This window comes from Pseudoalteromonas sp. S1608 (genome assembly GCF_005887265.1).
Classification (GTDB): domain Bacteria; phylum Pseudomonadota; class Gammaproteobacteria; order Enterobacterales; family Alteromonadaceae; genus Pseudoalteromonas; species Pseudoalteromonas undina.
Window position 1 is genome coordinate 56,719 of sequence record NZ_PNDK01000004.1, and the last position, 12,546, is coordinate 69,264.

The 12,546-nt window shown below is 39.6% G+C and carries 9 protein-coding genes and 1 pseudogene; 6 read left to right on the top strand and 4 right to left on the bottom strand.

What is annotated here, in order from left to right; genetic code table 11:
• The 4 genes and pseudogenes from CWB75_RS02910 to ndk all read right to left on the bottom strand — a co-directional run bounded on the left by CWB75_RS02910 (position 1) and on the right by ndk (position 4,014).
• Positions 1-882 (bottom strand): RodZ domain-containing protein, encoded by an 882-nt coding sequence (locus tag CWB75_RS02910; protein ID WP_138569846.1) that lies wholly within the window; start codon positions 880-882, stop codon positions 1-3.
• 372 nt (positions 883-1,254) lie between these two features.
• Positions 1,255-2,154 (bottom strand): annotated as a pseudogene (pilW, locus tag CWB75_RS02915) (type IV pilus biogenesis/stability protein PilW); the annotation flags it as partial.
• A 114-nt stretch (positions 2,155-2,268) separates the two neighbouring features.
• On the bottom strand, positions 2,269-3,399 hold the full coding sequence (gene rlmN, locus CWB75_RS02920) for a dual-specificity RNA methyltransferase RlmN (RefSeq protein WP_010389431.1): 1,131 nt from the start codon (positions 3,397-3,399) through the stop codon (positions 2,269-2,271).
• Positions 3,400-3,582: 183 nt separating this feature from the next.
• Positions 3,583-4,014, bottom strand: coding sequence for a nucleoside-diphosphate kinase (ndk, locus tag CWB75_RS02925; protein WP_008111339.1), 432 nt, complete (start codon positions 4,012-4,014; stop codon positions 3,583-3,585).
• Between the two features lie 270 nt (positions 4,015-4,284).
• Between ndk and CWB75_RS02930 the strand changes: the two genes are divergently transcribed.
• The 6 genes from CWB75_RS02930 to CWB75_RS02955 all read left to right on the top strand — a co-directional run bounded on the left by CWB75_RS02930 (position 4,285) and on the right by CWB75_RS02955 (position 12,542).
• Positions 4,285-5,610, top strand: a complete 1,326-nt coding sequence (locus tag CWB75_RS02930) for a methyl-accepting chemotaxis protein (protein ID WP_010389430.1) — start codon at positions 4,285-4,287, stop codon at positions 5,608-5,610.
• 149 nt (positions 5,611-5,759) lie between these two features.
• Complete coding sequence (trhP, locus tag CWB75_RS02935; RefSeq protein WP_138569848.1) at positions 5,760-7,145, top strand: prephenate-dependent tRNA uridine(34) hydroxylase TrhP; 1,386 nt, start codon at positions 5,760-5,762, stop codon at positions 7,143-7,145.
• Positions 7,146-7,155: 10 nt separating this feature from the next.
• Positions 7,156-7,401, top strand: coding sequence for a YfhL family 4Fe-4S dicluster ferredoxin (locus tag CWB75_RS02940; protein ID WP_055011536.1), 246 nt, complete (start codon positions 7,156-7,158; stop codon positions 7,399-7,401).
• Between the two features lie 282 nt (positions 7,402-7,683).
• The gene (locus CWB75_RS02945) at positions 7,684-8,403 is read left to right on the top strand and encodes an SIR2 family NAD-dependent protein deacylase (RefSeq protein WP_055011535.1); all 720 of its coding nucleotides are present in this window, start codon (positions 7,684-7,686) and stop codon (positions 8,401-8,403) included.
• Between the two features lie 154 nt (positions 8,404-8,557).
• Positions 8,558-9,373 (top strand): TlpA disulfide reductase family protein, encoded by an 816-nt coding sequence (locus tag CWB75_RS02950; RefSeq protein WP_138569849.1) that lies wholly within the window; start codon positions 8,558-8,560, stop codon positions 9,371-9,373.
• 241 nt (positions 9,374-9,614) lie between these two features.
• Positions 9,615-12,542, top strand: a complete 2,928-nt coding sequence (locus CWB75_RS02955) for a TonB-dependent receptor (protein ID WP_138569850.1) — start codon at positions 9,615-9,617, stop codon at positions 12,540-12,542.
• The last annotated feature ends 4 nt before the right edge of the window (positions 12,543-12,546 follow it).

Sequence of the window (12,546 nt, forward strand, 5' to 3'; positions counted from 1 at the left end):
CTACTCTGCTAAGGGTAATTTAAATTTAGCTAAACGGTTTTTAGGAAAAGCCGAAATATCAACTGGCTCACCATTTAGGGTAATACGAACAACATCGTGCTTGCCTAATACCACTGAAAAAGGCGCTACACCAGTCAAGGTCATTTCGTAGCCTGCTTTTTTTACACCAAATGCAATTTTCTCATCGTTGGCATCGTGGATTTCAACCCAGCTTTCGTCATTAAACATCATAATAATAGTGCTTAAATCACTGCTTGTTGGTTCACTTTGGCTTTGTGCATCGTTTAGGGGAGCAGCCTGAATTGTTTGTTGTTCATTGAATACGGTTGAGTTTGCTTGTGGTGCAGGCTCAATCTCATTTGATTGTGCTTCATCGGCAGCTTCATCGGTCTTTTCAGCGAGTCGTTTTGTATTTTCTTGTTGCACAGTGATGAATGAGTTACTCGCTTTTATAGTGTTAGTTTGTTCATCAATAGGCGTTGCATTTTGCCACCACCATACGGCTGATGAGCCAATAACAATGGCTAAAATTAAGTAACTTACCGTCATTAGTCGACTGTCATGCGCTTCTTTTTCTGTACGTCTTGAAAAGCTTTGCATATCTACAGGCTTATCTGAAGCACTAAAGGCAGGCAACATCGCTAAAATAGCGCTGCAATCTATGTTTAGTGTGCGGCAATAATTTTTTATGTAGCCTTTAACAAATGTTTTTGCGCCTAGTAAATGATATTCATCGTTTTCAATATGCTCAACTTGTAATTCAGTTAACTTTAATAATGAGGCAATCTTAGCAAGGCTAATGTTTGCATTTTCTCTATGTGTTTTTAGTATTTGACCTACAGAGGGTTCATCGCTCTGCGGTTGTGTATTATCTTCATTCATAATGTGTATCAGTTTGGATCCACTAGTAAAAGTTTATGTTTTGGCTTAACAACCAGAGTAAGACTTCGTTTTTATTTTTTGGTATTCGTTAATTCTTGTTGCTAAGGCGCACTATAAAAAGGGACTACATGAAATATCTTAAAAACTATACCGTGTTTAGATAAAATTTATGTGTTTTTAAGTCCTTTAATACACCTTATTTGTAGCAGTTTAGCATTGTATCACACTGAAATGCTAAATTGCTTTACCCTAAAACAGGCTTTTACACATCCTTCCCAAGGCTATATTTTGGTTTACAGCTAAAAGGTGTGTAATTATCTAGCGTATTTTTTTTGTTTGCTCACCTGACGCTTCGCTATTTGAAGCCGGTATGGGGCTTTTTTTACGAATAACCTTTACTTTCGGCTCAGCAATAATTTGATTATTATTACTACTTTCTTGTAATTCATCTAGCTGGGCTTGGCGATATTTTTCACGTAGTACTTCAAATTCTGTTCGTCTTAACTGATTATCGCGAATGGCGTTAGCTTGCATACTACTTGGGTAGGTTTGTAGTAAGGTTGTCGCAATTTTTTCTGCTTCTTCAATTTTACCCATTCGTTGTTTAACCAAATAGCCAAGCAACAAAGCGCGAGAAGAAACTTGTGCGGTATCGTCATAACGTTTTATTAAGTTGCTGGCTTTGTACAAGTCACTTTTTGCATAATACAGAGCTGCTAAACTTATTAATGTAGATGCGCGTTGTGAACTATGGTTTAGTGCCTGCTGAAAATAGCTTTCGGCGTTGGTGAAATCGTTAAACTCAATGGCACATAGAGCCAAATTTTCATAGCTTTGCGCTACACGAATATAACTGGGTATTTCAATCGCTTTTAAAAACTGATCGGTGGCGCGGTCATACTCATTAATACTGCACAAAAACGTGCCGTAGTTGTTTAAGGTGTTAGGATCATTTGGCTTAATGGCCAACGCTTTTTGATAGGCTTTGTCGGCTAATCCGTTCTCGCCAACTTGTTGGTAATAGTATGCTAAAGAGTAGTGTACTTCGGGTAAGTTTGGGGCGTACTCGCTGGCACGTTCTAAGTTATATTTCGCTTGAGAGTTATTGCCTGTATTTAAATACTGTAATGCCAATGCTATGCGCGTGCGAGCTGCACCATCGTTATTAATTTTATTCTCGAGGACCGGTTTATCGCTGCCGTTGTAACTATTTTCGGTAACACAACCGCTTAAAAACAGTGTTGATAGTGCTAACGTAAGTAAAGATCGCATTACTTTGTCTCTTTATTTATACCCATAACCTCTATCTTACCTCAAAGCCTTTGTGTTGCATCATTTATTTAAAAATAAACGATATATCACAAAGGCTCTTGATTACTCAAAAAATTAGGCTTGATGAATATTTACTGCAATTGCATTGTCATCACGCATTTTCTTTTTCGCCATACGCTTCGTACGGTCTACAACATCGCCAGCTAGTTGACCACAGGCAGCGTCAATGTCATCTCCTCGGGTACGACGAACAATACAAGTAATACCCGCAGCTTGTAATACTTTAGAGAAACGATCAATTCGACTGTTGCTTGAACGAGTATATTCATTACCTGGGAATGGATTAAATGGAATAAGGTTAACCTTCGAGGGTGTTCCTTTTAACGTTTTAACCAGTTCATGAGCCTGATCGGTACTATCGTTCACGCCGTTAAGCATTACATACTCAATAGTCACATCTTTGTTGGCTTTTGAACCGTCAATGTAACGACGACACGCAGCTAAAAACTCTTCAATTGGGTATTTTTTATTGATCGGTACTAAAATATCACGCAGGGCGTTATCTGGCGCATGCAGTGAAATTGCCAGTGCTACGTCTATTTTTTCTTTCAATAAATCAAGAGCAGGTACCACACCTGAGGTGCTTAATGTAACGCGGCGTTTAGATAAACCAAAGCCCCAGTCGTCCATCATTAACTCCATTGCAGGTACCACGTTTTTAACGTTAAGTAACGGCTCGCCCATACCCATCATCACTACGTTAGTGACAGGACGTTTTTCGCTGTTGCCATCTAGGCCAATATCTTTGGCTACTCGCCATACTTGGCCGATAATTTCAGACACTTTTAAGTTACGGTTAAAGCCTTGTTGAGCCGTTGAGCAAAAAGTACATTCTAGTGCACAGCCCACTTGAGAAGAAACACACAAGGTGGCGCGATCTTTTTCTGGGATCCAAACTGCTTCAACTTCTTGACCGCCTTCTAAAACGAGTGCGTATTTGATGGTACCGTCGCTGGCTTGTTGGCGAACTGATATTTCTGGTGCAACAATTTCGCATTCATTTTTAAGCTTTTCTTTTAGCTTTTTGTTTACGTTACTCATTTCGTCGAAATTATCTACGCCAAAATGATAAATCCATTTCATCACCTGATCGCCACGGAATGGCTTTTCACCGAATGATACAAATAGCTCTCGCATTGCATCTCGGTTTAAATCTAATAAGTTAATCTTTTTTTGCTCGGTCATGTAACAACCTCAATCGGTGGCGGTGATGGTAAAAATTTACAAGGACGAATTGTACACAATTTATCCACTATAATCATTAAGTAAAACATCATAAATAAACGGCTAATACTTTACGTAATGACTAAAAAAGGGCTCGAAAGCCCTTTTCATACTTTGCATCACAGGGTTAACTGTGAACTCGAATTAACGAGTACGTGGGCAAAGTTCTTCGTCAGCGAAGAAGTACGCGATTTCGCGAGCAGCAGATTCAACAGCGTCAGAACCGTGAACCGCATTTTCGTCGATGCTATCAGCGTAGTCTGCACGTAAAGTGCCAGCTAGTGCTTCAGCAGGGTTAGTAGCACCCATGATTTCACGGTTTTTAAGAACAGCGTTTTCGCCTTCAAGAACGGTAACCATTACTGGGCCAGAAGTCATGAAAGATACTAAAGCGCCAAAGAAAGGACGTTCGCTGTGTTCAGCGTAGAAACCTTCAGCTTTCTCTTGTGAAAGGTGAACCATTTTAGCTGCAACGATTTTAAGACCCGCAGTTTCGAAACGGTTGTAGATTGCGCCGATGTGGTTTTTAGCAACTGCATCAGGTTTTACGATTGAAAAAGTACGCTCTAAAGCCATCTTTGTGCTCCAATAATTTAAATAAAAGGTTGAATATTAACGGGCGCGAATTATACGCGTTTTAGTTAAAAAAACCTAATTTATTCTACGTTGACGAATATTTTAATTTAACAACCTATACTTAACTGAACTAAAAAAGTGGCTATAAGGTTAATATGAGTTTATAAATTAGTGCCACATCTGATTTGTATTTTTTTAGTCATAGCGATTATCAATGCGTCTATCGACTCCAAATGCATGAAGAATACATGCAAACTTTAAGGTAAAAATATGTTTTTTAACCAACCTTTAAAAACTCAAATTGCTGATTTACAAAGTAAGCTTTCAGTGAGGGAGCAGGTTAAGCAAAGTTTAGACAGTGAAATGCTGGTATTAGAGCTTGATAAACAAGGCGCTATTTTAAGACAAAATAAAAACTTTGAGCGAGAGTTTAACTACTCAAATAATAAAATAATTAATAAAAACATTTTAGATTTCATCTCAGAAAATGCGAGAAATAACGCTGATTTTCATGCCTTTAAAAAAGCGTTAAGTAAAGCCGAACATTTTGCTGGCGCTATTCAAGTATCTCACGAAAACGGACAACGAGATTGGTTACGCTGTATTTTACACCCGATAAAAAATGAGCAAGGTCAGCTTGAGTATTTAACCCTGCATTGCACTGTGCTTACACAAATAATTGAAAGCTCGAGAGAAAACGAAGATTTAATCAAAGCATTGCATCGTTCAACAGCGGTTATTGAGTTCGATACTCAGGGTATGGTTCTGCGTGTTAATGACAACTTCTTAAAAAGTATGAGTTATTCAAGACAAGATGTGGTGGGCAAACATCATGGTATGTTCTGTGATGAGCAAGAAGCGAGTAGTAAAGAGTATCAAGTCTTCTGGCAACGGTTGCGCAATGGCGAGTTTATTGCGAGCAGATTTAAACGTATTGATAAGCACGGTCATGAGGTGTGGTTAGAAGCATCATATAATCCGATTTTTAATGAAGCCAATGAGCTCTACAAAGTAGTAAAATTTGCCACGGTGATCACTGATCAAGTAGAAAGAGAACTGGCCACAGAGCAAGCGGCAAATATTGCGCATGGCACCTCTATCGAAACTGACAATAACGCGGATAAAGGCGCGGAGGTGGTACAAAAAACTGTACAGGTTATGAACGAATTGTCGGTACAAATGGAGCAAGCTGCTCAAGAAATTTCAGCATTAGATAAACAATCGCAACTTATTGCGAGCATAGTGCAGAGTATTAGCAGCATTGCTGATCAAACTAATTTATTGGCGCTTAATGCGGCTATTGAGGCCGCGCGTGCTGGCGAGCAAGGCCGTGGGTTTGCTGTGGTGGCTGATGAAGTGCGTTTACTTGCTTCAAGAACCAGTAAAGCTACCGAAGAAATAGTGGATGTTGTACAGCAAAACCAAAATTTAACTCAATCAACCGTTGCTGTAATTGAGCAAGGTAAAAATAAAGCGCAACAAGGCTTAGACCTTTCCAAAGAATCTGGTGATGTAATGAGTGATATTAAAAAAGGCGCGCAACAAGTTGTTGATGCCGTTAGTCAATTCTCGAACCAATTAAGCAGTAAAAAATAACTTAAATCTGCTGCTCTTCATTTATTATCGTAGAAGAGAAATTTTGATGATCTTGATCAAGGTTTCTCTTTTGCCCCCTCATTATACTTGCGCGCTTTAATAATTATTCATGCAACCGACTTGAACTCGGTTCGATGTATGGAGCGCACATGTCAGCAGTTACTTCTTCAACCCCGTTTATTCCTGAACTACTTTGCCCAGCAGGTAGCTTAAAAAACATGCGTTATGCCTTTGCCTATGGGGCAGACGCTGTTTATGCAGGCCAACCTCGTTATAGTTTAAGGGTTCGCAACAACGAATTTGATTTAGATACATTACAAATAGGTATTAACGAAGCACATGCGCTAAATAAAAAGTTTTACGTAGTGTCGAATATTGCCCCACACAATGCGAAAGTAAAGTCGTATTTACGTGATATAGAGCCAGTAATTGCTATGAAGCCGGATGCATTGATCATGTCCGATCCGGGTTTAATAATGCTAGTACGTGAAAAGTGGCCTGATATGCCAATTCATTTGTCGGTTCAAGCCAATGCAGTTAATTTTGCAAGCGTGAATTTTTGGGCCAAGCAGGGGATTGAACGGGTAATTTTATCTCGAGAGTTATCGCTTGAAGAAATAAGTGAAATACGCTCTTTATGCCCAGAAACAGAACTAGAAGTATTTGTCCATGGTGCTCTGTGTTTGGCCTATTCAGGGCGCTGTTTACTCTCAGGCTATATTAATAAGCGCGATCCTAACCAAGGCACGTGCACTAATGCGTGTCGTTGGGAATACGATGTTAAACCAGGCACTGAGAACGAAACCGGTGAAATGGTACATAAAATCGATCCTAAAACGGTTATACCTACGTTAGGTGAAGGCGCGCCAAGTAACGATGTATTTATGCTTGAAGAGCAAGGACGCCCAGGTGAATACATGCCCGCATTTGAAGACGAGCATGGTACTTATATCATGAACTCAAAAGACTTACGCGCCGTGCAATACGTAGAGCAGCTAACAAAAATGGGGGTGCATAGCTTAAAAATAGAAGGGCGTACTAAGTCATTTTATTATGTTGCGCGTACCGCTCAGGTGTATCGTAAAGCGATTGACGATGCCGTTGCAGGTAAACCATTCGATGCTGATTTATTCAAAACTCTTGAGAACCTAGCGCACCGTGGTTACACCGAAGGATTTTTAAAGCGCCACGCCCACCAAGATTATCAAAATTACGAATACGGCCATTCAGTTTCTACCAAGCAGCAATTTGTAGGTGAAGTACTTGGTCGTAATGTTAATGGTTTAGTTGAAATAGATGTAAAAAATAAATTTTGTGTTGGTCATTCATTAGAGCTAATGACGCCAAAAGGCAATATTAGCTTTACCCTTGAGAGTATGGAAAACAAAAAAGGCGAAAGTATTACTGATGCTAAAGGCTCTGGCCATATCGTAAAAATTCCACTGCCTGACACTATCGATTTAGAGCACGCCATACTGATGCGCAACTTGGATGAAAACCAAGACACCCGCAATCCTTTCAAACAAGCTGTTTAAGGGGTAAATCATGGCTCTACTCATAAATAGTAAATGCATTAACTGTGATATGTGCGATCCAGAGTGCCCAAATGAAGCAATTTATATGGGCGCTAAAATTTACCAAATAGACCCTGAAAAATGCACAGAATGTGTGGGTCATTACGACAAGCCAACGTGCGTCAGTGTATGCCCCATTGACTGCATAAAGCCCGATCCTAATCATCGAGAAAGTGTGGACGAACTTGCTGAAAAGTATGTGAGGTTGGTAGGTTAGTTGCTCAATAAGTAGATTAACGATCTGTTTTTATTAGAAAGCTAAGTGCATTGTAACTAATTAGTTGCTGTGATTGTTGTTATAGTTCTCAATATCTCAACAATTAAAGAAGGCTTTGTAGTGCACTTGAGCGAAACTAAAAGTATAAAGAGTTTCTTTGGTACCCGTGTTTATTTAAGTTAATGGCCGTAGCTTAAAATAATTTAATAGCAAAAAAAGTGAAGCCTCAAATATACAGTGTCATAAAGTATTATAGGTTTATTGAAAATAAGAGATGGCTTTATGAATACGTTATACATTACAGGTGCTGGAGTGAGTGCCGCTAGTGGTATTCCTACTTTTCGTGGTGAGGATGGCTTTTGGACCATTGGTAGTAAAAATTATACGCCGATGGAAATGGCCACTCGTGCAATGTATGAAAATAATCCAAGTGAGTTTTTAGCTTGGTATTATCATCGCTTTGCAACTTACCGTAATCATGGTCCTAACGAAGTGCATCATTGGCTTAGTGATAAAAACTTAATTACCCAAAATATTGATGGGCTTGATGGTAAGGCGGGTAATAAAGATTACATTGCGATTCATGGTCGGCTTGATCAAATGACGCTGTTTCATCATCAGGGCGATGATGTCACACCACAAGCTACGCTATGGAGTAATGTTGATGAGAGCAACTTACATCGCTCTCTACTTGAGTTATTCAATATTGAAAACCATCAGCCAAAGCTTAATCATTCTTTAAAGCCCTTTGTATTGTTATTTGATGAATATTACACTGAGCTTTATCGTATTAGTGAAGCACAATCGCGGATGCTTACGGCTGATAAAATGGTATTTATGGGGACCTCTTTTAGTGTAAACATTACCCAAATGGCACTAGAGATTGCACGTAATTATGCTATTCCAATTGAAATTGTTGATCCAGAACCTACTCATGTACTGCACTCAAATGTAAGTTATAAAAAAATGACTGCACTGGAGTACATACAGCAACAAGGTTAACTAGGTAACTAGGTTATATATTGCTGCTGGCATACATAATTTATTATGCGTTATTAATAATCAGTACAGCTTACATTATGTTATTGTTGGCATTTAATTCACGCTGGTACTCGTTATTTTAGGTACTTAAATACATTATAAGAAGTCGGTAGCAATGTTAAGTATTTCTCTTGGGCCTTTGGTTATTTCTATTTCACAGCTGATTATTTTTTTAGGGTTAGGCATTTTTTGGGGGCTTACCTATTTATTAACGCGTCAACACCCATTACAAAAAGCAATTTTAGACACAGTCTTTAAAGCGATTGTGGTGGGCTTTCTAGTCTCGCGTTTAGCGTTTGTGTTTACCATGTGGGATGCCTATAAAGGTAACTGGTGGCAGCTTTTTAATATTAGCGACGGTGGCTTTATTGGTTATTATGGCTGGCTAAGCGGTATAGTTGTTTTAGCGTTTTATGCGCGTGGTAAAAAAGCGGTAATGAAAAACTACGCTATTGCTGGGTTTGTAGGTTTTTGTTCAATGATTATTCCTAACTTTGCATTGTCTATTTATCAAACGGGTGTGCAATTACCGCAATCGGTTGTGCATAATATTCAAGGGCAGCAAGTTAACTTACAAAACTTCAAAGGTAAGCCGGTGGTGATTAACTTTTGGGCGTCGTGGTGTCCGCCGTGTCGAAAAGAGATGCCGGTGCTACAAGCGGCTCAAAAAAATAATCCAAATATTACGGTGGCGTTTGTCAATCAAGGTGAAGACTTACATACGGTAAAAGCGTTCCTTAATGAACAGCAACTCGACCTTAATCATGTGTTTTTTGATCAAAGCAGTAATGTGAGTCGCGAATCAGGTGCTGCGGGCTTACCAACCACTTTGTTTTATAATAGCCAAGGTGAGTTAGTCACCAGTCATATGGGAGAGCTTTCTCATGCGAGTTTAGGTTATTATATTCAGGCTATTAGTGATAAAAAATAATAGTGTTTGTTGTTTGATCTAGTTACTCCTTCCTAAGCAGCTAAATAGTTATTTTGCTGCTTAACTTCTTGTTTATATTTGAATTGACTATTTATTGACAAGGTATTCAGTTACTCATCAGTTTGCATTAACAAGCTATTAAGCTTGGTTATGTAAAATACAGCTACTTTTTTCGTACCATCTTTAGCTAGTACGATCATCTTTAAGTATTAACTGTATTTTAAATGGAACTGTTAAAACTATGACCGCTCATCGGAAAACCAACGCTTCACATCACTCACTCCCACTTTTTATTAAATCAACGCTGTGTATGTCTATTTTGTCTGTGATTAATCATGCATATGCTGATGAAGCAGCAGATAAAGCATTAAAAAGCAAAGATATGGAAGTAATTGAGGTACGCGGTATCCGTTCCAGTATGGCGGCTAATTTAGATATAAAGCGTTTGTCTAGCTCTGTGGTTGATGCAATTACAGCGGAAGATATTGGTAAGTTCCCTGATAAAAATGTCGCAGACTCATTACAACGCGTACCAGGGGTAGTGATTGACCGTGACGGTGGCGAGGGCTCATCGGTTAGTATTAGGGGGTTATCATCTGAACTCACCTTTTCTCAGCTAAATGGAAATTTTATTGCGTCATCACCAGGCGAGCCATCTCGTTCGTTTGATTATGCATTACTCCCCTCAGCCATGATTGAAAGCGTGGAAGTGTATAAATCACCAGAGGCACGTTTAGACGAAGGTGGTGTGGGCGGCACGGTATTAATGCATAGTCGTAAGCCGCTAAGTATGGATGCAAACTCAGGGGTGATTAATATTGAAAGCACTTATGCCGATGTGACTGAAGAATCTGAGCCCCAAGTAACCGCACTTTATTCTTGGAAGAACGATGCTGATACTTTTGGTGTGTTGTTTGGTTACACCTCACAAAAACGCACTAACCGAACTCTTTCGGGTGGCACCGATGCAAATGTGTGGCGCTTTATTGGTGAAAACCCGGTTGATGTTAATGGCGCGCCGGTTGAAAACAATAATCAGTGGGGCTCAGTAAGCGATTCTCAGGGCAATAATTATGATAATGTCTGGTTTCCTCAAGTGGTTCGAGGCTCAATTGTAAACGAATTACGTGAGCGAGAAGGGATACAATTTAGCACGCAGTGGCGCCCAACTAGCCGAGTAGAAATTGGTTTTAACTATTTTGGATTTTCACTTGATAAAAATAGAACTGAGTCGGTGATTGATATACCTGAGTGGTCTTTAAATCCTGACTTTTTAACCGATGTAAGTTTGGATGAGTCAGGCACGATAGTTAATGGAATGCAATTTGATGCAGCTGCAAGTGGCATAGAAAATGATATGCAATTGCCGTGGATGCGAGGCAGCTATGTGCGTGAAGAGTCAACCTCTGACACTTTTGATCTCAACTTAACCTACGAAGGTGATTACTTCAAAGCCCGTTTTGTGGCGGGTAATACACGTTCTGAAGGTGGCCCGAAAGAGAGTTGGGAAGCAGCCTATAAAAGTTCTAACGCGGGTGAAAATGAAAACCGCATAGAAAATGCCGCGCAAACAGCGGGTTGGAAAATTAATGAGAACGATATTAGTTTAAATATAGATCCAAATACGTTAGCTAACTTACTCAATGGTGTGGGTGGTGGGCGCGATCCGGGTTCGTCAAATTCAAGTTTTGTGCGTAGTGAACTTGAAGAAGATTACTACCAAGCTGATTTTGATATTTATACCGATTGGGGCATTTTAAGAACAATTAAAACTGGGGTTAAGTATCGAGAAGCTACGCTTCACCGCGAAACCGGTAATACCTTCTTTTTAGATCCTAATTTTGATATTGCCGCAGCAGAAGCCAGTAAGGGTGGGATCACACGCTTTGATAGTTACCAGTGGAATAACGGTATGCCACTAGCACAAGATGTGTTTATCAACGAAGGTAATATTGCGGGTGGTTTTAATATAAACCAAATGCCCGGCATTGATTGGGATAAATACCGCGATATTGTGACCAGTCATTATGTTCCGTATACGCGTAAAGAAGATAATTTCATTTATGATATTGAAGAGCAAATAGCGGCATTTTATTTACAAGGTGATTTTGAATTTGATAGCGTGCGCGGTAATTTAGGGGTACGTGTTGTACGCACGAAAACCATGACATCATCAACCGATCTATACACATATTTGCTGGATCATACTGACGATGAAAGCGGGGAGGCGGTAACCGGAGATGATAGATTTGTTGAAGATTATCAACTCATTACTCAAGAGAATACCGATACCCAAATTTTACCTAGCTTTAATATTGCATGGGATGCCAGCGAAGATATTGTTGTGCGCGGCGCGATTGCAAAAGTAATGTCTCGCCCTGATTATGCCGATTTAGGCGCACAACAACGCATTACGTTTGTCTCAGATGAGTGGGCCGACGACAGAGCTGAATTTAATGAAATTCCGGGTTTTAGTGGCAGTGGCGGTAATAAAAACTTAAAACCGTTTGAGTCGGTGCAAGCGGATTTATCTATTGAATATTATTACAGCGAAGGCTCTGCCGTTGGTTTAGCACTATTTCATAAAACTGTTGATAACTTTGTTGTTCCCTTAGTTATTGACGTACAACAAGATTTTGCAGGTAAAGAGGGCATAGTTGAGGCAGGAAATATTACTGTGTCGCCATATAGCACTGTAGGCAATGGCACTGATGCTGTATCTAAAGGGGCTGAAGTATTTATACAGCATGCCTTTGATAGTGGTTTTGGTTTTTATGCAAACTACACTTATAACAAAACCAATAAGGCCGATGTAGAAGTAGATGGTAAAGAGTTTGGCAAATCGCCTTTAATTGGCAGTGCTAAGTACCAGTACAATACCTCGGTATATTATGAGGGAGATGCTTTTAATATTCGTGCTTCTTACAACAAGCGGGGTGAAACCGTGTTGGGTTTAAATAGTGGTTTAAACGTGTATCAAGACCCATACGAGCAAGTTGATGTAAATGCATCAATTACTTTATTAGAAGACTTGAGCCTAACAGCCGCTGTGATAAATTTAACTAAATCTGAGTCAGTAACCCGATTGGGTAACGATACAGAGTCTCGGTTATTAAACTCAAGCTATTCGGGTAGACGATATTATGCGGGCATAAACTATCGTTTTTAAGCTG